A 19,967-nucleotide genomic window follows, 5' to 3' on the forward strand; every position below is an offset into this window, starting at 1 on the left:
GTTGGGGTATTGCCGACTGTCGGCGTGGGAATGCTACGCGCCGGTAATAAGGCTGGCAATGTGCCCGGTGCGGCGATCTCGAAATGGGCGACTTCATTGTCATGCGGTGAGAATCGGGGCCGCCCGATGTGTTGCCGGGTGAGCATCGCCCGGCCCTTCGGGACTTTGTCACGCGCTGACAAAACGGCACGGCGGACTGCTCAGCGGACGACAAGAAAATACCCGCTGGTAAGGAGCCGGTGACTTTCCCTGCCATGGCTATTGATTCGCCGGTTACCCGTGCGTAGCGTCTCCCCCCGCAGGTGCTCGTGCAGCCCGTCCCCCAGCAAGGCCGCACCGCAGAAGTCGGGTTCCGCCGCGGCGCGGAACTCGTAGGCGCAGAGGCCGCACCGGCTGCTGCTGGACCCCTCATGGAGTGATGCACGCATGTGCACGGCAGAACACGCGTCGCTCGGCGGCAAGGCCAGGCCCGCTCCTCTTTGCTCATGCGGAGACAAGGCCGCGCCCCGGGATTGTCACCGGTTGCCAGTCGTCGCGGACGACGGGCTCACCCCGGCGACGGCCGTGTTGTGCTGTGCCCGCACCGGAGTTGACGGGACCGGCCGGGGTGTACAGGGCCGCCGCCGTACACCCGCTTGGGGGCTGTGATGGGTATCGAAGTGGTCGTCGACGGCCTGACGAAGTCCTTCGGCCGCCAGAACATCTGGCGGGACGTCACGCTCACGCTGCCGGCCGGCGAGGTCAGCGTGATGCTGGGCCCGTCCGGCACCGGCAAGACCGTGTTCCTCAAGTCGCTCATCGGCCTGCTCAAGCCCGAGGAGGGGCAGGTCCTCGTCGACGGCGTCGACATGGTGAACGACCGCGAGCGCGACGTCTTCGAGGCCCGCAAGAAGTTCGGGCTGATGTTCCAGGACGGCGCGCTGTTCGGCTCGATGAGCCTCTTCGACAACGTCGCCTTCCCGCTGCGCGAGCACACCCGCAAGAAGGAGTCCGAGATCCGCCGCATCGTCATGGAGCGGATGGACCTCGTCGGCCTCGGCGGGGCCGAGGGAAAGCTCCCGGGCGAGATATCCGGCGGCATGCGCAAGCGGGCGGGGCTGGCTCGCGCGCTCGTCCTCGACCCGGAGATCGTGCTCTGCGACGAGCCGGACTCCGGTCTCGACCCGGTCCGTACGGCGTTCATCTCGCAACTGCTCATCGACGTCAACGCGCAGATCGACGCGACGATGCTGATCGTCACCCACAACATCGACATCGCCTCCACCGTCCCCGACAACATCGGGATGCTCTTCCGCCGGCACCTCGTCACCTTCGGGCCCCGCGAGGTGCTGCTCACCAGCGAGGAGCCGGTGGTGGCGCAGTTCCTCAGCGGCAGCCGGCTGGGCCCCATCGGGATGTCGGAGGAGAAGGACGCGGCGACGCTGGCCGCCGAGGGCTTCGACGCCGCGGCCACGCGCAACGGCGTGCGCGAGATCGTGCCGCAGTTGGAGCCGTCGCCCGGGATGCCCCCGCGGCAGGCCGTCGGCCGGCACCGGGAGCGGGTGCTCGGGATGCTGGCGCACCTGCCGACCGCCGCGCGCAACGCGATCGTGGCGGGCCTCGGCACGTCCGTCGCCGAGGCACGGACGCTGACCATGCCGGCCGTCCCCGAGGAGCGGCCGTGACCGCCACCCTGCCGCCGGTGCCGCAGCCGCCGGACCCGCCGGACCCGGACCCGGACGAGGCGCCGGAGGCCGCCGCGCACGAGGAGCCGCGCCCGGCCCGGACCGTGCCCGGCGCCGGCGCGCTGCGCGAGACGGGGAAGCTGTTCGCGCTGGCGCTGTCCGTCGCCCGGCTCACCTTCAAGCGGCCCTTCCAGTTCCGCGAGTTCGTCGAGCAGTTCTGGTTCATCGCCAGCGTGACGATCCTGCCCGCCGCCCTGGTGTCGATCCCCTTCGGCGCGGTGATCGCCCTCCAGGTCGGCTCGCTCACCCAGCAGTTCGGCGCCCAGTCCTTCACCGGCGGCGCCAGCGTCCTCGCGGTCATCCAGCAGGCGTCGCCGCTGATCGTGGCGCTGCTGATCTCCGGCGCCGGCGGCTCGGCGATCTGCGCCGACCTCGGCTCCCGCAAGATCCGCGAGGAGCTGGACGCGATGGAGGTCATGGGCGTCTCGCCCGTCCAGCGGCTCGTCGTGCCCCGGGTGCTGGCCACCATGGGCGTGGCGGTCCTCCTCAACGGCCTGGTCTCGGTCGTCGGCACGCTCGGCGGCTACTTCTTCAACGTCATCCTGCAAGGCGGCACCCCCGGCGCGTACCTCGCCAGCTTCTCCGCCCTCGCGCAGCTCCCCGACCTCTACATCAGCGAGATCAAGGCGCTCATCTTCGGCTTCATCGCCGGCATCGTCGCCGCCTACCGCGGCCTCAACCCGCGCGGCGGCCCGAAGGGCGTGGGCGACGCGGTCAACCAGTCCGTCGTCATCACCTTCCTGCTGCTGTTCTTCGTCAACACCGTCCTGACGTCGATCTACCTCCAGGTCGTCCCTCCGAAGGGAGGCTGAGCGATGGCCCTGGCGCAGAAGGACGAGAGCGCACGCGAGGAGTACGGGCCGGCCCCCCGGCGCCCCGGTCCCGGCAGGTTCCTGGACCGCGGCCTCTCCTGGCTCGACCAGGCCGGCGACCAGCTCATCTTCTACGTACGCGCGCTGCTGTGGACCCCGCGCGCCGCCCGCCGCTACCTCAAGGAGGTGCAGCGGCTGCTCGCCGAGGTCGCCTTCGGCAGCGGCGGCCTCGGCGTCATCGGCGGCACGATCGGCGTGATGTTCGCGATGACCCTGTTCACCGGCACGGTCGTCGGCCTCCAGGGCTACGCGGCCCTCAACCAGATCGGCACCGCCGCCTTCACCGGCTTCGTCTCCGCGTACTTCAACACCCGCGAGATCGCCCCGCTCGTCGCCGGACTCGCGCTGTCCGCCACCGTCGGCGCCGGCTTCACCGCCCAGCTCGGCGCGATGCGCATCAACGAGGAGGTCGACGCGCTGGAGGGCATGGGGGTGCGCTCCATGCCGTACCTGGTCACCACGCGCATCGTCGCCGGGGTCGTGGCCATCATCCCGCTCTACGGGATCGGGCTGCTCAGCTCCTACCTCGCCTCCCGCGCCGTGACCGTGTTCTACAACGACCAGGCCGCCGGCACGTACGACCACTACTTCAATCTGTTCCTCTCCCCGACCGACGTGCTCCTGTCGTTCCTGAAAGTGCTGATCTTCAGCGTGATGGTGATCCTCGCGCACTGCTACTACGGCTTCCGCGCCACCGGCGGCCCCGCCGGCGTGGGCGTCGCCGTGGGGCGTTCGGTGCGTACCGCGATCGTGCTCATCGCGGTCACCGACTTCTTCCTCAGCCTGGCGATCTGGGGCACCACGACCACGGTGAAGGTGTCCGGATGAGCGGGAGGCTGGAGACGACGGGACGCAGGGCCGCCGGGCTGGTCTTCCTGCTGGTGATGGCCCTGCTGGTGTGGCTGTCGGTGGCCGTCTACCACAAGGAGTTCACCGACACCGCCACCGTCACGGTCGAGACCGGCAGCGTCGGCAACGAGATGCACCCCTACGCCGAGGTGAAGATGCGCGGCGTCGTCGTCGGCGAGGTGCGGGAGATCTCCGCGGAGGACGGCGGGGAGACCGCCCGGCTGACGCTCGCCCTCAAGCCGGGGCAACTGGACCGGATACCCGCCGACGTCTCCGCGCGGATGCTGCCCACCACGCTCTTCGGCGAGCGGTTCGTCTCCCTCGTCCCGCCCGCGGACGGGGGCACGGCGGGCGAGACGCTGGCGGCGGGCAGCGTCATCCCGGAGGACCGCAGCGAGAACGCCGTCGAGCTGGAGCAGGTGCTCGACAACGTGCTGCCGCTGCTCACCGCCGTGAAGCCGGACAAGCTGTCCGCCACCCTCACCGCGATGGCCGACGCGCTCGACGGCCGCGGCGAGAAGCTCGGCGACACCCTCGTCGAACTCGACGCGCACCTGGAGAAGCTCAACCCGCACCTGCCGACGCTCAACCGGGACATCCGCGAGCTGGTCGAGTTCGGCCACCTGTACGCGGACACCGCCCCCGACCTCATCAACGCGCTGCGGGACGCGACCACCACCAGCGGCACCATCGCCGACAAGCGCGAGGACCTGGGCGGCCTGTACGGGTCGCTGACGATCGCGTCGCAGGACCTGGACACCTTCCTGGAGCAGAACCAGGAGAACATCATCCGGCTGTCCGCCGACGGCCGGCCCACGGTGGAGAAGCTCGCCGAGTACGCGCCGTCGTTCCCCTGCACGCTGCGCACCCTCGCCGACTTCGTGCCCGTCATGGACAAGGCGCTCGGCAAGGGCACCGACCGGCCCGGCCTGTACGTGGAGGTCGAGGTGCTGCCCCACCGCGGCAAGTACGTGCCCGGCCGGGACACCCCCCGCTTCGACGCCGGCGGCGGCCCCCGGTGCTACGGCGTCCCGTACACCGGCGCGCCCGCCCGGAGCGGCGACGCCGGTGGCGCACCGCAGTCCGCGGAGACCCTCGCCACCGGCGACGGCGGCCTCGGGCTGCCCAACTCGCCGGAGGAGAACCAGCTCGTCAACGAACTCCTCGCGGCCGGCACCGAGAGCCCGCCCGCCGACCTGCCCGACTGGTCCAGCGTGCTGGCCGGACCCGTCTTCCGCGGGACGGAGGTGCGGCTGAAGTGAACAGAAGAAGCCTCGCGGGCCCCCTGATCAAGTCCCTCGTCTTCGTCGCGGTCACCGCGCTCGCCACCACCGCGCTCGCCTTCTCCATCGCCAACACCGGCGTCGGCCCCACCGACGGCTACAGCGCCCGCTTCACCGACGTGACCGGCCTGGTCGAGGGCGACAGCGTGCGGGTGGCCGGCGTGAAGGTCGGCGAGGTCGAGTCGATCGAGCTGAGCGGGCGGCGGCACGCGCGGGTGGAGTTCACCGTACGGGAAGGGCGTGAGCTGCCCGCCTCCGTCAACGCCTCCGTCAAGTACCTCAACATGGTCGGCCAGCGCTACATCGAACTGGAGCAGGGCGAGGGCCCGGTGGGCGAGTCGCTCGCCCCCGGCGGCACGATCCCGCTGGCGCGCACCCGGCCCGCGCTCGACCTCACCCAGCTCTTCAACGGCTTCCAGCCGCTCTTCCAGGGGCTGTCGCCGAAGGACACCAACAAGCTGGCGAACGAGATCGTCCAGGTGCTGCAGGGCCAGGGCGCCACGGTCGACAGCCTCGTGGAGACCGTCGGCTCGCTGACCGCCACGCTGGCCGCGAAGGACCGGGTGATCGGCGAGGTCATCGACAACCTCACCGAGGTGGTGGAGACCGTCAACACCCGCGAACAGGACTTCAACGACCTGCTGGTCACCCTCCAGGAGCTGGTGTCCGGCTTCGCCGACGACCGCGAACCGCTCTTCCGCGCCGTCGACGCCATGGGCGAGCTGACGACCAGCACCGCCGGTCTCGTACGCGACGGCCGCGCCCCGCTGAAGGAGGACATCCGCCAGCTCGGCCGGGTCTCGGACCGGCTGGCGGACAACGCGCCGCTGGTGGCGGACTTCCTGGAACAGACGCCGGTGAAGATGGCCACGCTGGGGCGGCTGTCCTCCTACGGCTCCTGGTTCAACCTCTACCTCTGCGAGGCGCGGGTGACCGGCGTGAGCACGTACGACGGCAGCGAGCCGCCGACCGGGATCTCCGTGACCCAGCCGAGGTGCGAGCGATGAGACTCCCGGAGCTGAAGCCCGTACGCGAACGCAGCCCGGTCGCGGTCGCCCTGGTGGGACTGCTGGTCCTGGCCCTCGGCGGCCTCGCGGCGTACCGCGCCGACGCGCTGCCCGGCGTCGGCGGCGGCACCTCCTACACGGCGCACTTCTCCGAGGCCGCCGGGCTGCGCTCCGGCGACGAGGTGCGGGTCGCGGGCGTGAAGGTCGGCGAGGTGGACGCCGTCGGGCTCGACGGGCCCAGGGTCGCGGTCGACTTCACGGTGCGCGGCGCCTGGATCGGCGACCGGTCCACCGCCGCCATCGCCATCGAGACGCTGCTCGGCGAGAAGTACCTGGCCGTGGATCCGCTGGGTGAGGCCCGGCAGGACGCCGACCAGCCCATCCCGGTCGACCGCACCACGTCCCCGTACGACGTCACGCAGGCGTTCCAGGACCTGTCGTCCACCGTCGGCGAGCTGGACACCGACGCGCTGTCGGAGAGCTTCGAGGTGCTGTCGGAGACCTTCGAGGACACCCCGCCGGACGTGCGCAAGGCGGCGACCGGCCTGGCCGACCTGTCGCAGACGATCTCCTCGCGGGACGCCGAGCTGGCCCGGCTGCTGTCCGGCAGCAACCGGATCACCAGGACGCTGAAGAACCAGAACGAGACGTTCGAGACGCTGCTGAAGGACGGCAACACCCTCCTCGCGGAGGTACGCGGCCGGCGCGACGCGATCCACGCCCTCTTCACCGGCACCCGCGACCTGGCGAAGGAGCTGGACGGGCTGGTGGCGGACAACGAGAAGCAGCTCGGCCCGACGCTCGACGCCCTCGATCGGATCACCGGCGTCCTCCAGGACAACGAGAAAAACCTCGACAGGGCGCTGGCCACGGCCGGGCCGTACTACCGGCTGGTCGGCAACACCCTCGGCAACGGCCGGTGGTTCGACAGCTACCTGTGCGGGCTGGTGCCCGGGAACTACGCGCCGGACGTCGTGCCGGACACCGGGTGCAAGCCGCCCAAGCCGAAGGGGGGCCGATGATGCCACGGCCGGGAACGGGAGCGGTCCGGCGGATCCGCGCGGCGGCCGGCCGGCTGCGGGGCCGCAGGCCGGTCGCGCTGCTGGTGGCGGCGGCCGTGCTGGTGGCCGTGGGCACCTGGGGCGTACGAGCGCTCACGGGCCCCGAAGGCAAGGCGGTCACCGCGTACTTCGACTCCGGCGTCGGCCTCTACGGCGGCTCGGACCTGAAGATCCTGGGCGTCACGGTCGGCAGCGTGGACTCCGTCGAGCCGGAAGGCGACCGGGTACGGGTCGAGCTGACCCTCGACCACGACGTCCGGGCGCCCGCGGACGCGCAGGCGGCGGTCATCGCGCCGAGCGTGGTCTCCGGCCGCTACGTGCAGCTCAGCCCCGCCTACTCCGGCGGGCCCGAACTCGCGGACGGCGACGAGATCCCCGTCGAACGCACCGCGACCCCGGTGGAGATCGACGAGCTGTACGCCTCCCTCACCGACCTCAGCGACGCCCTCGGCCCCGACGGCGCCAACGCGGAAGGCGAGCTGAGGGAGCTGCTCGCCACCGGCGCCCGCAACCTGGAGGGCAACGGCAAGGAGATCGGCGACAGCATCGACCGGTTCGGCGACGCCACCCAGACGCTCTCCGGCCGCAGCGGCGACCTCTTCGGCACCATCGAGAACCTGCAGTCCTTCACCACCATGCTCAAGCGGAACGACCGGCAGGTGCGCGACGCCGAGCGGCAACTCGCCGACGTCGGCACCTTCCTCGCCGAGGACAAGGACGAACTGGCCGCCGCGCTGAAGGAACTGGGCAAGGCGCTCGGCCGGGTGCAGGGCTTCATCGAGGACAACCGCGGCCGGATCAGGACCAACGTCGGCAAGCTCGCGTCGCTGACCCGCACGCTGGTCGACAACCGGGCCTCGCTCGCCGAGGCGCTGGACACCGCGCCGCTGGCCACCGACAACCTGCTGAACGCCTACAACCCCGGCAAGCGCACCATCGACGGCCGGGGCAACCTCAACGAGCTGAGCATGGGCGGCACCCCGGACGCCGAGGCCGCGGACGCCGGCGGCGCCGCCGCCAGCCGCGAGGGACTCGTGCCGGCGCCCGCGGAGCGGCGCGCGGAACTGCCCGGGCTGCCGCTGCCCGCGGTCGGCGACGTCTACGGCACGCCGGAGCGGGGAGGCGGCCGATGAGACGGCACCTCAAGGCGGTCGCCGGGATCGTGGCCGCCGCGCTCCTCCTCGCCTCCCCGCTGGTGGTCATGGAGGTCTACGAGTCCGCCGACGTCGAGTTCACCGGCATCCAGGACCTGCCGCTGCCCGGCGGCGCCGACCTCGGCAGCCGTCCGTACGAGGTCACCGCCGAGTTCGAGGACGTGCTGAGCCTCGTGCCGCAGTCCTCGGTACGGGTCAACGACGTGGCCGTCGGCAGGGTCACCGACATCGAGGTCGCCGACGACGGGTGGACCGCCCTGGTCACCATGAAGGTCAACGGCGACGTGCGGCTGCCGGCCGGCGCGTACGCCCGCATCGAACAGTCGAGCCTGCTGGGCGAGAAGTACGTCCAGTTGCTCGCCCCGCCCCGCAAGGAGCGGGTCGACGCGCAGCAGGCGGGCACCCTCGGCACCGCCCCCGGGGACGTGACCACGGCCATACTCCCCGACCCCGACGCGAAGCAGCGGCCCGACATCCCGCTGGCGCGCACCAACCGCAACCCGGAGGTCGAGGAGGTCTTCGGCGCCCTGTCGATGCTCCTCAACGGCGGCGGCATCGAGCAGTTGCGCACCATCAGCCGCGAGCTGAACGACGCACTCGACGGCAACGAGCCGCAGGTCCGCTCCATGCTCAAGCGCGTCGACACCCTCGTGACGAGCCTCGACACCAACAAGGACGACATCACCGACGCGCTCGACAGCGTCAACCGGCTCTCCGCCACCCTCGCCACCCGCAAGACCGGGATCGGCGTCGTGCTCGAAGACCTCAGCCCCGGCATGAAGGTCCTGGAGGAGCAGCGCGGCGCGCTGGTCACCATGCTGCGCTCGCTGGACCGGCTCTCCGACGTCGCGGTGGAGACCATCGACGCGAGCAAAGAGGACATGATCGCCGACCTCAGGGCCCTCGGCCCCGTGCTGAAGAACCTCTCCGACGCCGGGCAGGCCCTGCCGGAGTCGCTGGAGGTGCTGTTCACGTACCCCTTCACCGACGAGGTGCTGCGCGGCGTCAGGGGCGACTACCTCAACATCTACCTCGCGGTGACCGCACCGCGCGGTACGGAGGTCATCCCGCCGCTGACCGAGGACCCCATGCCCCACTCCGGCGACCCGGAGGGCGCCGCCGCCCCCGGCACCGCGCTGTCCCTGCCGCTGCCGCTGCCGTCCGTGGCGCCCACGGCGCCCGCCGGCGAGCCGCCGTCGTCACCCGGGGCGGGCGACCCGGCGCCGGGCGGCACCGGATCCGCGTCGCCCGGCGGGGACGGCCCGTCGGGCGGCGACGGGGACGGGGACGGGGACGGCGACGGCACGCCGTCCGGGTCGCCGTCCGGCAGCCCGGCCGGCACGGCGCCGCCGGAGTCGCCCGCGGCGTCCGGCAGCGAGGAGCCCGGGGGTGAGAGCCGGTGATCACCAGGTCCGTCATCGTCAAGAACGCCGTGTTCGCCGTCGTCGCGGTGCTCGTCATGGGGTACGTCGGCGTGCGCTACGCCGACCTCGGACGCTACGCCGGCATGCGCGACTACTACACGGTGCGCGTCGAACTCGCCGAGACCGGCGGGCTGTTCACCCACGCGGAGGTCACCTACCGCGGCGTGTCGGTCGGGCGCGTCGGGCCGATCGAGCTGACCGCCACGGGCGTCGAGGCCGAGCTGCAGATCCGCGACTCGGCCCCGCCGATCCCCGCCGACCTGTCGGCCGAGGTCGCCAACTACTCCGCGGTCGGCGAGCAGTACATCGACCTCAGGCCCGCCGGCGACTCCGGCCCGTACCTGACGGACGGCGCCGTCGTCGGCCGCCAGCACACCGCGACGCCCGCTCCCGTCACCAACCTCCTCACCAGCGTCGACTCCTTCGCCACCTCCGTCGACACCGGCGAGCTGCGCACCGTCGTGGACGAACTCGGCGACGCCTTCGCCGGCCAGGGCGAGAACCTGCAGCGGCTCCTCGACACCGGCAGCGAGTTCGTCCGCGCCGCCGACGCCGCGCTGCCGTACAGCACCCGGCTCATGATCGACGGCGAGACGGTGCTGCGCACGCAGAACGAGTCCGGCGAGGCGCTGAAGGAGTTCGCGGCGGGCGCCGAGGAGCTGACCGCGCAACTGGAGCGCTCCGACGGCGACCTGCGCCGCGTCATCGAGGCGGGACCGGGCGCCGCGGGCCAGGTCACCGGGCTGCTGCGGGACCTCGACCCGAGCCTGAGCGTGCTGCTGGCGAACCTGCTGACCACCTCGGAGATCGCCGTCACCCGGCAGGACGGCCTGGAGCAACTGCTCGTCCAGTTGCCGCAGGTGGCCGCCGCCGGCTCCACCGCCATCACCTCCGACGGGGCGCGCTTCGGCCTGGCGCTGAGCTTCTTCGACCCGCTGCCCTGCACGCAGGGGTACGGCGCCACGCCGTACCGCAACGGTCTGACCACCGCTCCCGCCGGGTTCAACACCGCCGCCCGCTGCACCGCCCCCGCGACCAGTGGCACGGGCGTCCGCGGCTCCGCGCACTCCCCGGGCGGCGGCGGTGTGCCGAAGCCCGCCGAGCCCGGCTCCGGCCTCGCGGACGACCGGCCGGGCACCGGCGCCGCGCGGGGCGCGCTGCCCGGCGCGCTCGGGCTGCCCTCGGTCGGGGACGGGCCCACCGACATGGCCGGGCTGCTCGGCCTTGAGGAGGCGCGATGAGCACCGGACCGCCGTACCTCCGTACGGCCGCGCAGCGGCGGGCACTGGCCGTCGCGCTGGTGGCCGCGCTGGTCCTCGCGTTCGCCGGCTTCGCCGCCTGGCGCTACGCCGCCGCCGCGAGCCGCGACGACCTGGACTTCGGCCGCGAGCGCGACCGCGTGCTCGCCGCGAGCCAGGCGCACGTCGGGACGCTCAACAGCATCGACCGCGCCGACCCCGACGCGGGCCTGGCGCGCTGGCTGGACGCCACCACCGGTCCCCTCCACGACGACCTGCGACGGTCGCGGGCCGCGAGCGCCGACGCCTTCGCGCGCGCCGGCGTCACCGTCCGCGCGACGGTGACGGAGGCCGCCGTCACCGAGCTGGACACGCGGGCGGGCACCGCGAAGGCGCTGGCCACGCTGCGGGTGGAGACGAGCGGCGGGGCGGACGGGGCGCGTACGGACCGCAAGCGGTTCGAGGCGGGCCTGGAACGGACCGCGGACGGCTGGAAGATCGCGTCGCTCACGGCGATCACCGTGGAGGGGAGCGGGACATGAGCCGGGACAGCAGCACGGCGGAGGACGTCGTCACGTCGCGCGGGCCCGAGGACGCCGAGGACCCCGTGGAGCCTCGGGAGCCCGTGCGGCCGGCGGAGTCCGCCGCGGTGGACCGTACGGGCGGCAAGGACCCCGGCGCGGCCCGGCGCCGGTGGCGGGCCGGCGGCGTCGCCGCGCTGGTGGTACTGCTCCTCGCCGGCACCGGTCTGCTCGTCCAGGCGGCCCGCCTGAACGGCGACGACGCGCTGGCCAACCGGGCGCTCACCGACGCCTCCGCCACCGCCGCCGTCGCCGGGGACGTCGGCAACGCGCTCAGCAAGGTGTTCTCGTACAGCCCGGAAGACCCCGGTGTCACCGCCGGCGACGCCGACGAACTCCTCGCCGGCCGCGCCCGCGAGCAGTACCGGCAGTTGTTCGGCCGGATCCGGCAGCGCGTCGTCGCCCAGGAACTGACGCTGACGACCCACGTCGTACGCACCGGGGTGATCCGCCTCGACGGCGACGACGCCTCGCTGCTGGTCCTCCTCGACCAGGTCACCGAGCGCGGGGGCGAGGACCCGACGAGCGTCGGCGCGCAGCTCTCGGTGACCGCCGAGCGGCAGGACGGGCACTGGCGCATCACCGACCTGAAGTCCCGCTAGCGAAAGGGCGGATCGACGTGACCCTCAGGAAGAACCCCCTGCTGACGCTGGCCCTCGCGGCGGCGGCGCTGGCGGCGGTGCTCGCGGTGTGGGCGGGCACCTCCTGGTACGCGGCCGCGCACGACGACGCGGCGGACTTCGCCGCCTCTCGGGACGACGCGCTGGCCGCCGCCCGGCAGGCCGTGACGAACCTCAACACCCTCGACCACCGCGAGCTGGACGCGGGCCTCGACCGCTGGGAGGACTCCGCCACCGGCGAACTCCTCACCCAACTGCGGCAGGGCCGCGAGGGGTTCGAGAAGGAGGTGCGCAGGGCGGAGACGGTGACCACGGCCGAGGTGCTGTCGGCGGCGCTGACCGAGCTGGACGACCGGGCCGGCCGGGCGGACGTGCTGGTCGCGGTCCGGATCACGGTCGCCGCGCCCGGGGAGAAGCCGCAGGCCAAGGAGAGCCGGATGCTCGGCGAGGTCACCCGCACCGGCGACGGCTGGAAGCTCAGCGCGCTCGGGCAGGCGCCGGCGGGCGACTCCGCGGGCGGGGACGCGAGCGTGGGGTCGGGGTCCGGCGCCGGCCCGGACTCGGGCCGGGCCGGGTCGGCGAAGCCGGGCAGTCAACTTCTCGGCCGTGTCCGACCGAGCTTGTCGGCTCAGTCGTCACACCGATTCGCGCTCTCCTGCGCGGCTGGCTTCCGCGCCCGAAGTCGCATCCACCGCAGATCCCGCGGTGCGGGACCGTTGACAAGGCCCCACGCCGGTACAGGCCCGGCGACATCCGTCCGATCAACACCAACAACAACCGTGTCCACAGGGCGAAACCCCGCTTCGTGCCTTCCAAGGACTCCCGGACGGAACCGAGTGTAATCCTATCAGCACTCTGCGACACCGTCGCACCGGTGAACTTCCGGAGAGGACCGCACAGATGTCGACCACACGCCACCTGATCAACCGGCGCCGCCGCACCGCACCCGCTGCCGCCGAGGAGTCCCCGCCGGCGGCCCGGCGGCCGTCCCCCTCCGCCGTACGGGCCAGGACCAGACTCCGGCCCGGGGCCCGGCCGCCGGAGCCCGCCGGAAAGCAGGGCCCGGCCCCCGCGCGCCGGCCGCCGCGCGGGTCCGGGCCGCGGGCCGCGTCCGGGGCGGCGTCGGCGACCGCCTCCGCAACGGCGCGCCGCGGCGGGCGGCTTGCCGTGGCGCTGGCCGCCGCCGTGCTGCTCGGCTGCTTCGCCGCCTTCGCGGCGGTGCGGGCGAGCGGGGGCGGCGACCCGGCCGCCGCGAACGCCGCGCTCGTGGACGCGCCGCTGACCAGTGAGATCAAGGGCGGCGTCGGCGAGGCCGTGGAGGCGGTGTTCTCCGTCGACTACACCGACCTCGACGAGAACGGGCGGGCGGCGCGTACGTACCTCACCGGCAAGGCCGTCGACCAGCACCTGCGGATGCTCGCGGACGTCCGCGAGCAGGCCCCGTCGCAGAAGCTCGTCCTCACCACCACCGTGACCGACTCCGCCGTGGAACTGGCCGGTGACGACGGGGCCCGCGTGCTGGTCTTCGCCGACCAGCGCAACACCCGTACGGACACGGACGAGACGTCGTACGGCGCCGCGATGCTCGCGGTCGACGCGGTGAAGGACGGCGACAGGTGGCGGATCGCGAACATCGACACCTTCGGCTGACGGCACGCGGCACACCACGGCAGCACCCTCGACTTCCGCCGGGAGGCAGGTCCATGGCTTCACCCAGCAGGATGCGCCACGGCGTGGCGACGGCGGCGCTCGCCGCGGCGGCGATGGTCGCGCTCACCGCCTCGCAGGCGCCGGGCGACGCGGCCGGCTCGGAGGCGGGCGGCGGGGCGAAGGACCGGCTCGCCACGGTGCCCGTGCTGCCGCCCGGCACGCCGGGCGACGGCCAGTACCACACCGAGATCCCGCCGCTGCGTGGCATGGACCCCGTCGTCAGCACGCAGCCGACGCCGCCCGCCGTGATCGAGCAGCAGTCGGGCATCCCGGCCACCGTGCTCGCCGCGTACCGGCAGGCGGAGCGGCGGCTCGCGGCCAGCGACCCCGGCTGCGGGCTGCGGTGGGAACTGCTCGCCGCCATCGGCAAGGTGGAGTCCGGGCACGCCCGCGGCGGCGCGGTGGACGCGGACGGCACCACCCTCGCGCCGATCCTCGGGCCGGTGCTCGACGGGAACGGCTTCGCGCACATCTCCGACACCGACGGCGGCCGCTACGACGGCGACACCGGCTACGACCGGGCCGTCGGGCCGATGCAGTTCATCCCGTCGACGTGGGCGGGGTGGGCCGCGGACGGCAACGGCGACGGGCGGTCCGACCCCAACAACGTCCACGACGCGACGCTGGCGGCCGGCCACTACCTGTGCGCGGGCGCGCGGGATCTCAGGGTGGCGGCCGACCTGGACCGGGCGATCCTGAGCTACAACCACTCGCGGGACTACCTCGCCACCGTGCTGGCCTGGCTCGGGTTCTACCGTTCGGGCGTGCACGCCGTGCCGGACGGTACGGGCGTGCTGCCGGCCAGCTCCGGCGCGGGCAACGCCGGTTCCGTACCGGGGAAGGGCAGCCGCAGGGCGCCGGACGGGTCCGACGGGCCGGGCGGCGGCATCGTGGTCGGCCCGCGGCCGAGCCCGCCGGGCGGCGACGCGGGCGGTTCCGGTGGGTCCAGCGACCCGGGTGACTCGGGCGGTTCGGGTGATCCCGGCGGCTCCGGTGATCCCGGCGGTACGGGCGACCCGGGCGGCGACTCCGGCGGCGGCGACCCGAGCCCGGGCCCCAGCCCCGGCGACCCGGGGGAGACCGGCGACCCCGGCGGCGACGCGGGCGGCAGCGGCGACCCGGGCGGCGACCCGGGCGGCGACCCCGGCGGCGGCACGGGCGACCCCGGCGACCCGGACCCCGGCGACAGTTGCTCCGCCGACCCGGACGAGTCCCCCTCGCCGACCTCGGGCGACCCCGGCGACCCCGGCGCGTCCCCGTGCCCGGACGACTCCACCTCACCCGACCCGTCGGGCACGACCTGACGGGCCGCCCTCAGCCGATCGCCCGGTCCGCGCCGTGGCGCCGACCGGGCGATCCGTTCGTACGGTGTCCGCTCAGACCAGGGTGGCGTTGAGCGTGATGTTCTTGACGCCCGCCAGCGCCTGGCTCACCGGGCAGTTCTTCTTGGCGTCCTCGGCGGCGGCCTGGAACTCCTCCTCGGACAGCCCCGGCACCGTCGCCCGCACCGTCAGCACGATGCCGGTGATGCCCTCGCCCGGCTGGAACGTCACGTCGGCGCTGGTGTCGAGGGACTCGACGGTGTGCCCCTTGCCCGCCAGGCCGTGCGAGAAGGCCATGGAGTAGCACGCCGAGTGCGCCGCCGCGATCAGCTCCTCGGGGCTGGTCTTGCCGCCGGGCTCGGCGGAGCGGGCCGGCCAGCTCACGTCGTACGTGCCGATCTTGGAGGACTCGAGGGCGACGGTTCCCTTGCCCTCAAGCAGGTTGCCCTCCCAGTGGGTCTTCGCGGTGCGGGTGGTTGCCATGGCGGTCAGCCTCCGAGTCTGGAGCGAAAGACGTTACGTGCCCAAGTTATCGGTGCCGGGGCGCCCGAGCGCGTCCGGGCCGCGGGCGGAGGCGGGCGTGGCGCACGTCACAGCCGGGCCGGGAAATAGCGGGGAGTGCCTCCCCGTTTAGCAGGTGTCCGAAGAAAGCGGGGAGTCATTCCCCGGAAGCCACCAGGGAGGCACCATGGGCACGGGCAAGGGCGCCACGCTCGGGGAGCGGCAGCCGCGTATGCGTGCCGACGCCTCCCGCAACCGCGAACGGATCATCGACGCCGCCCGGGAGGCGTTCGTGGAGTGGGGCCCGGAGGTCCCGCTCGACGAGATCGCCCGCCGCGCCGGCGTCGGCAACGCGACGGTCTACCGGCACTTCGCCGACCGCCGTGAGCTGATCCTCCAGGTGACCATGGAGTCCATGCGCCGCATCGCGAGCCTGGCCGAGGCCGGGCTCGCCGAGGACGCCGCACCGTTCGAGGCGCTGCGGCGCTTCGTGCACGAGGGCGCCGACGAGCGGATGGGGTCGCTGTGCTCGCTGCTCAACGAGGGCATCGACGTGACGGCGGCCGAGGTGACCGAAACCCGCCTGCGGCTCGACACCGCCCTGGAGAACCTGATGGCGCGGGCCCGCGCCGAGGGCACGCTCCGGGCGGACGTGGGCATCGGGGACCTGATGGTCGCGCTCGCCCAGCTCACCCGGCCGCTGCCGGGGCTGGCGTGCAGTGTGCGGTTCGACACGTACATGCACCGGCACCTGGATCTGTTCCTCGACGGGCTGATGGCTCCTGCCAGGTCAACGCTGTCCGGCACGGCCGCCACCTTCGAGGATCTGCGGCAGAGGGGCACGTAAATGAGGTGATCCACGAGCGGTGAGTCTGTTCTGATCATCGAGACCCTGCTGCCGAGCCTTGTGCGGTGTTGAGCACCGGTTCGTCCTGCTTAGTACATAGATCAACCCCTGAACTCGAATGGTGGGTACCCCCATGCCAGAAACGGCTGTGCAGCCTGATCCGAGGCGCTGGAAAGCCCTCGCGTTCATCGCTGTCGCCCAGTTGATGGTCGTGCTCGACGCGACCATCGTGAACATCGCGCTGCCCTCCGCGCAGGAGGACCTCGGCATCTCCGACGGCAACCGCCAGTGGGTCATCACGGCCTACGCGCTCGCCTTCGGCGGCCTGCTGCTCTTCGGCGGCCGCATCGCCGACCTCTGGGGCCGCAAGCGCACCTTCATCACCGGCCTGGCCGGCTTCGCCGCCGCCTCCGCGCTCGGCGGTGCCGCGACCGGTGAGGTCATGATGTTCGGCGCACGCGCCCTGCAGGGCGTCTTCGGCGCACTGCTCGCGCCCGCCGCGCTGTCCCTGCTCGCCGTCCTCTTCACCGACGGCAAGGAGCGGGCCAAGGCGTTCGGCATCTACGGCGCCATCGCCGGCGCCGGCGGCGGCGTCGGGCTGATCCTCGGCGGCGTGCTGACCGAGTACCTCGACTGGCGCTGGACGTTCTTCGTGAACATCCCGTTCGCCGCCGTCGCCATCCTCGGCGCCATGGCCGTCATCCGCGACCCGAAGGGCAGCCGGAACCGCTCCACGCTCGACATCCCGGGCGTCGTGCTGGCGACCACCGGCCTGGTGGCGCTGGTGTACGGCTTCACCCGGGCCGAGGCCGAGGGCTGGACCGACACCCTGACGCTGGTCATGTTCGTCGCGTCCGTGGTGCTGCTGGCCGGGTTCGTGGCGGTGGAGTCCCGGGTCAAGAACCCGCTGCTCCCCCTGCGCGTCCTGCTGGACCGCAACCGCGGCGGTGTCTACCTGTCGCTCGGACTCGCGGTCATCGCGATGTTCGGCGTCTTCCTGTTCCTCACCTACTACCTGCAGGTCGTGAAGGGCTACACCCCGGTCAAGACCGGGCTGGCGTTCCTTCCGATGATCCTGGGCATGATCATCGGCTCGACGCAGATCGGCGCCCGGCTGATGACCCGCGTGAAGCCGCGGCTGCTGCTCGTGCCCGGCTTCCTCGTGGGCGCGCTCGGCATGCTGGTGCTGGCCCAGATGGAGCCCGGCAGCTCGTACGCCGTGGTCGTCCTGCCCGGCCTCATCCTGCTCGGCCTCGGCCTCGGCACGGCGTTCATGCCGGCCATGGCCCTGGCCACCTTCGGGGTGGAGCCGCGTGACTCCGGCGTCGCCTCGGCGATGATCAACACCTCGCAGCAGGTCGGCGGCGCCATCGGCACCGCGCTGCTGAACACGATCGCGGCCAGCGCCACGACCGACTGGATCTCCTCGCACGCCTCCGAGGCCCGCACCCTGGGCCGCGAGGGCTTCGCGAACTCCGCGGCCGTGCACGGCTACTCCACCGCGATCTGGTGGGCGGTCGGCATCCTCGTGGTCTCCGCCGCGATCGCCTACGGCCTCGTCACCGCCCGGGCCCAGTCGGGTCACGAGACGGTCGGCGACGGGACCGGCGCGCAGGACGAGGTGCAGGCGCCGGTGATGGTCCACTGACCGCGCCCGTGCACTGACTCAAAGGAGAGTTCAGGGCTGAGCGAAGGCCCCTTTCCGTTCCTCGGGGGGACGGGAAGGGGCCTTTGCCGTGCCCGGGCCCGGGCCCGGGCACGGGGTCAGCCGAGCTGGAGGGAGCGCTTGGCGAGGCCCATCCAGAAGCCGTCGATGACGCTGCGCTGGGTCGGCAGGTCGTCCTCGGCGGCGCCGAGGGTGACGAACAGCGGCGCGAAGTGCTCGGTGCGGGGGTGGGCCAGCTTGCCGGCGGGCGACTTGTGCGTGAAGTCCAGCAGCGCGTCCACGTCCTGCGCCGCCAGCGCCTCGCGGCCCCAGGCGTCGAACTCCGCGGACCACGCGGGCGGCCCGTCGCCGGCGTGCCGCAGCGCGGCGAGGTTGTGGGTGAAGAAGCCGCTGCCGACGATCAGCACGCCCTCCGCGCGCAGCGGCGCGAGCCTGCGGCCGAGCGCGAGCAGCCGGGCGGGTTCGAGGGTCGGCATGGAGAGCTGCAGCACGGGGATGCCGGCGTCCGGGTACATCTCCACCAGCGGCACGTACGCGCCGTGGTCGAGGCCGCGGTCGGGGAAGTCCTGCACGCCGTCGCCGGGGGTGCGCAGCAGCTTGCGTACGGACTCGGCCAGCGCGGGGGCGCCGGGGGCGGGGTAGCGGACGCGGTAGTAGTGCTCGGGGAAGCCCCAGAAGTCGTAGACCAGCGGGACGGTGGCGGTGGCGCCCAGGGCGAGCGGGGCCTCCTCCCAGTGCGCGGAGACCACGAGGATCGCGCGCGGGCGGGGCAGCGCCTCGGCCCAGGCGGCCAGCTCGGCGGGCCAGAGGGGGTCGTCGGCCAGCGGCGGGGCGCCGTGGGAGAGGTAGAGCGCGGGCATGGTGGGCATGGTGGTCGCCGCCTTCCGGTCCCGTCGACGTCCCGGGACGCTTGAAGTTTAGACTTCAACCATACCCGCGCTCGGGGTGCGTCAGAACGCCGGGTCGATGAGCGCGACGGACTGGAGCGCGGCGCCGCGCGCCGTGTCGTCCCCGACGTCCAGCGCGGTGTCGACGAACTTGATCGTGTGCTCGTCGCCGTGCGCCGCGGCCCGGGTCAGCAGCTCGTCCGCGGCTGCCGCCGCGTCCCCGGCCGGCGGCGCGGGGATGCGCTCCTGCGGCAGCGGGGCGGCCGGTCCGTACGCGGCGGTGACGGCGGCGCTCGCCGCCCACGCGGCGGCGTAGCTCGGCACCCACAGGTCGCGGGGGAGCGCGGGCAGGGCGCGCAGGACGGCGTTCGGGGCGGTCGCGGCGTGCACCAGCATCACCGGCTCGCCGTGCCCGTACGCCGCATAGCGGTGGACCGCCGCCCGCACCAGCCCGGCCAGCGCCTCGCGGGCCTCCTCCGGCGTACGCGCCGGGACCAGGGCGCTCACCGCCGCCGGCCAACCGGGCGTCGCCTCCGGGGTGAGCTGCGCCAGCCGCTCGCGGATGCCGCCGGCCTGCGCGGGCACGGCGGGCACCGCGGCCAGCGCGGCGTCCGGCGCCGCGGTGCCGGCGGGGACGGGGGCGCTGGGCAGGCGGGCGTAGCGGGCGGCCCAGTAGCCCAGGGCGTGCGCCAGCTCGGTGACGCGGGGCGTGGAGGGGGCGTGGCCCCCGGCCTCGGCGTCCTGCAGCGTCCGTACGGCGTGCCCCGCGCGGATCACGGTGTGCGTGGCGGCGCCGGCCAGCCCGGGCAGCAGCCGCGGCCACCACTCGGCCAGCACCTCGCGCCACGGTCGGGCGGCCAGCTCACGCCCGAAGTACGCCGGCCAGTCGCCGAGCCGCCCCGGATCGCCGAGCGCCTCGTGCCAGGCGGCGGGGTCGATGGGCCGGGCCTCCGGCGGCATGTCCTCCAGCTTGTCGCGGTAGCGGTCCAACCAGTGGTGCACGGTCGCGGCCCGGTCGCCGTGCACCAGGGCCTCGACGGCCATCGGCCCGTGGTTGGTCAGCCAGCCCTGCCGCTCGGGGCCGGCGGCGTGCAGCCGCTCCAGGGCCTCGTCGAGCACCCCGCTGCCGTCCACCCCGCTGTCGCCCCGGGCGCCGCCCGGCCCCGTCTCCGTACGCTCGTCCTCACGGCTCGTCTCCATGGCGGCGACGCTACGTCCGCC

Annotated in this window: 18 protein-coding genes and 1 pseudogene; 16 read left to right on the forward strand and 3 right to left on the reverse strand. The window is 73.4% G+C overall.

All coding sequences use genetic code 11. The features are described 5' to 3' along the window. The first annotated feature begins 647 nt into the window (after positions 1-647). The 14 genes and pseudogenes from O7599_RS24510 (at position 648) to O7599_RS24575 (ending at position 14,827) form a co-directional block, all read left to right on the forward strand. Positions 648-1,664 (forward strand): ATP-binding cassette domain-containing protein, encoded by a 1,017-nt coding sequence (locus O7599_RS24510; protein WP_281617768.1) that lies wholly within the window; start codon positions 648-650, stop codon positions 1,662-1,664. Further along, the gene (locus O7599_RS24515) at positions 1,661-2,536 is read left to right on the forward strand and encodes an ABC transporter permease (protein WP_281617769.1); all 876 of its coding nucleotides are present in this window, start codon (positions 1,661-1,663) and stop codon (positions 2,534-2,536) included. Before O7599_RS24510 ends, O7599_RS24515 begins: the two co-directional genes overlap by 4 nt. Positions 2,537-2,539: 3 nt before the next feature. Next, positions 2,540-3,424 (forward strand): ABC transporter permease, encoded by an 885-nt coding sequence (locus O7599_RS24520; protein WP_281617770.1) that lies wholly within the window; start codon positions 2,540-2,542, stop codon positions 3,422-3,424. Beyond that, entirely contained in the window at positions 3,421-4,707 is a 1,287-nt protein-coding gene (locus O7599_RS24525) for an MCE family protein (protein ID WP_281617771.1), read from the forward strand. Before O7599_RS24520 ends, O7599_RS24525 begins: the two co-directional genes overlap by 4 nt. Then, the gene (locus tag O7599_RS24530) at positions 4,704-5,735 is read left to right on the forward strand and encodes an MCE family protein (RefSeq protein WP_281617772.1); all 1,032 of its coding nucleotides are present in this window, start codon (positions 4,704-4,706) and stop codon (positions 5,733-5,735) included. The genes O7599_RS24525 and O7599_RS24530 overlap by 4 nt, the downstream gene beginning before the upstream one ends. Beyond that, positions 5,732-6,757 (forward strand): MCE family protein, encoded by a 1,026-nt coding sequence (locus O7599_RS24535; RefSeq protein ID WP_281617773.1) that lies wholly within the window; start codon positions 5,732-5,734, stop codon positions 6,755-6,757. The genes O7599_RS24530 and O7599_RS24535 overlap by 4 nt, the downstream gene beginning before the upstream one ends. Continuing rightward, entirely contained in the window at positions 6,757-7,929 is a 1,173-nt protein-coding gene (locus tag O7599_RS24540; protein ID WP_281623498.1) for an MCE family protein, read from the forward strand. Before O7599_RS24535 ends, O7599_RS24540 begins: the two co-directional genes overlap by 1 nt. Continuing rightward, complete coding sequence (locus O7599_RS24545; protein WP_281617774.1) at positions 7,926-9,353, forward strand: MlaD family protein; 1,428 nt, start codon at positions 7,926-7,928, stop codon at positions 9,351-9,353. Before O7599_RS24540 ends, O7599_RS24545 begins: the two co-directional genes overlap by 4 nt. Beyond that, a complete protein-coding gene (locus tag O7599_RS24550) occupies positions 9,350-10,615 on the forward strand; it encodes an MlaD family protein (RefSeq protein ID WP_281617775.1) in 1,266 nt (421 codons plus the stop codon). Before O7599_RS24545 ends, O7599_RS24550 begins: the two co-directional genes overlap by 4 nt. Further along, a complete protein-coding gene (locus O7599_RS24555; RefSeq protein WP_281617776.1) occupies positions 10,612-11,154 on the forward strand; it encodes a hypothetical protein in 543 nt (180 codons plus the stop codon). Before O7599_RS24550 ends, O7599_RS24555 begins: the two co-directional genes overlap by 4 nt. Further along, positions 11,151-11,795, forward strand: coding sequence for a nuclear transport factor 2 family protein (locus tag O7599_RS24560; RefSeq protein ID WP_281617777.1), 645 nt, complete (start codon positions 11,151-11,153; stop codon positions 11,793-11,795). The genes O7599_RS24555 and O7599_RS24560 overlap by 4 nt, the downstream gene beginning before the upstream one ends. A gap of 47 nt (positions 11,796-11,842) precedes the next feature. Next, positions 11,843-12,334, forward strand: a pseudogene (locus tag O7599_RS24565) (hypothetical protein); the annotation flags it as partial. A 379-nt stretch (positions 12,335-12,713) separates the two neighbouring features. Further along, positions 12,714-13,463, forward strand: a complete 750-nt coding sequence (locus O7599_RS24570; protein ID WP_281617778.1) for a hypothetical protein — start codon at positions 12,714-12,716, stop codon at positions 13,461-13,463. A gap of 53 nt (positions 13,464-13,516) precedes the next feature. Then, positions 13,517-14,827, forward strand: coding sequence for a lytic transglycosylase domain-containing protein (locus O7599_RS24575; RefSeq protein ID WP_281617779.1), 1,311 nt, complete (start codon positions 13,517-13,519; stop codon positions 14,825-14,827). A 72-nt stretch (positions 14,828-14,899) separates the two neighbouring features. Here O7599_RS24575 and O7599_RS24580 read toward each other — a convergent pair whose 3' ends face one another. Further along, positions 14,900-15,328, reverse strand: a complete 429-nt coding sequence (locus O7599_RS24580) for an OsmC family protein (protein ID WP_125935238.1) — start codon at positions 15,326-15,328, stop codon at positions 14,900-14,902. A gap of 205 nt (positions 15,329-15,533) precedes the next feature. Between O7599_RS24580 and O7599_RS24585 the strand changes: the two genes are divergently transcribed. After that, positions 15,534-16,193 carry a TetR/AcrR family transcriptional regulator gene (locus tag O7599_RS24585; protein WP_281617780.1) on the forward strand — a complete coding sequence of 220 codons (660 nt, stop codon included), beginning with the start codon at positions 15,534-15,536 and terminating at the stop codon, positions 16,191-16,193. A gap of 133 nt (positions 16,194-16,326) precedes the next feature. Next, positions 16,327-17,841 (forward strand): MFS transporter, encoded by a 1,515-nt coding sequence (locus O7599_RS24590; protein ID WP_281617781.1) that lies wholly within the window; start codon positions 16,327-16,329, stop codon positions 17,839-17,841. 116 nt (positions 17,842-17,957) lie between these two features. Here the strand turns inward: O7599_RS24590 and O7599_RS24595 are convergent, their stop codons facing one another. Both O7599_RS24595 and O7599_RS24600 read right to left on the reverse strand, forming a co-directional pair. Continuing rightward, positions 17,958-18,728, reverse strand: coding sequence for a class III extradiol ring-cleavage dioxygenase (locus O7599_RS24595; RefSeq protein WP_281617782.1), 771 nt, complete (start codon positions 18,726-18,728; stop codon positions 17,958-17,960). Between the two features lie 81 nt (positions 18,729-18,809). Next, positions 18,810-19,946, reverse strand: a complete 1,137-nt coding sequence (locus tag O7599_RS24600; RefSeq protein ID WP_281617783.1) for a questin oxidase family protein — start codon at positions 19,944-19,946, stop codon at positions 18,810-18,812. Between the last annotated feature and the right edge of the window lie 21 nt (positions 19,947-19,967).

The organism is Streptomyces sp. WMMC500, assembly GCF_027497195.1.
GTDB lineage: Bacteria > Actinomycetota > Actinomycetes > Streptomycetales > Streptomycetaceae > Streptomyces.

Excerpts from the sequence above, each read along its gene's own strand:
- O7599_RS24545 (WP_281617774.1), top strand. The coding sequence starts at position 7,926 with ATGAGACGGCACCTCAAGGCGGTCGCCGGGATCGTGGCCGCCGCGCTC.
- O7599_RS24560 (WP_281617777.1), top strand. The coding sequence starts at position 11,151 with ATGAGCCGGGACAGCAGCACGGCGGAGGACGTCGTCACGTCGCGCGGG.
- O7599_RS24575 (WP_281617779.1), top strand. The coding sequence starts at position 13,517 with ATGGCTTCACCCAGCAGGATGCGCCACGGCGTGGCGACGGCGGCGCTC.
- O7599_RS24520 (WP_281617770.1), top strand. The coding sequence starts at position 2,540 with ATGGCCCTGGCGCAGAAGGACGAGAGCGCACGCGAGGAGTACGGGCCG.
- O7599_RS24525 (WP_281617771.1), top strand. The coding sequence starts at position 3,421 with ATGAGCGGGAGGCTGGAGACGACGGGACGCAGGGCCGCCGGGCTGGTC.
- O7599_RS24555 (WP_281617776.1), top strand. The coding sequence starts at position 10,612 with ATGAGCACCGGACCGCCGTACCTCCGTACGGCCGCGCAGCGGCGGGCA.
- O7599_RS24535 (WP_281617773.1), top strand. The coding sequence starts at position 5,732 with ATGAGACTCCCGGAGCTGAAGCCCGTACGCGAACGCAGCCCGGTCGCG.
- O7599_RS24600 (WP_281617783.1), bottom strand. The coding sequence starts at position 19,946 with ATGGAGACGAGCCGTGAGGACGAGCGTACGGAGACGGGGCCGGGCGGC.
- O7599_RS24580 (WP_125935238.1), bottom strand. The coding sequence starts at position 15,328 with ATGGCAACCACCCGCACCGCGAAGACCCACTGGGAGGGCAACCTGCTT.
- O7599_RS24595 (WP_281617782.1), bottom strand. The coding sequence starts at position 18,728 with ATGCCCACCATGCCCGCGCTCTACCTCTCCCACGGCGCCCCGCCGCTG.
- O7599_RS24585 (WP_281617780.1), top strand. The coding sequence starts at position 15,534 with ATGGGCACGGGCAAGGGCGCCACGCTCGGGGAGCGGCAGCCGCGTATG.
- O7599_RS24590 (WP_281617781.1), top strand. The coding sequence starts at position 16,327 with ATGCCAGAAACGGCTGTGCAGCCTGATCCGAGGCGCTGGAAAGCCCTC.
- O7599_RS24570 (WP_281617778.1), top strand. The coding sequence starts at position 12,714 with ATGTCGACCACACGCCACCTGATCAACCGGCGCCGCCGCACCGCACCC.
- O7599_RS24510 (WP_281617768.1), top strand. The coding sequence starts at position 648 with ATGGGTATCGAAGTGGTCGTCGACGGCCTGACGAAGTCCTTCGGCCGC.
- O7599_RS24540 (WP_281623498.1), top strand. The coding sequence starts at position 6,757 with ATGCCACGGCCGGGAACGGGAGCGGTCCGGCGGATCCGCGCGGCGGCC.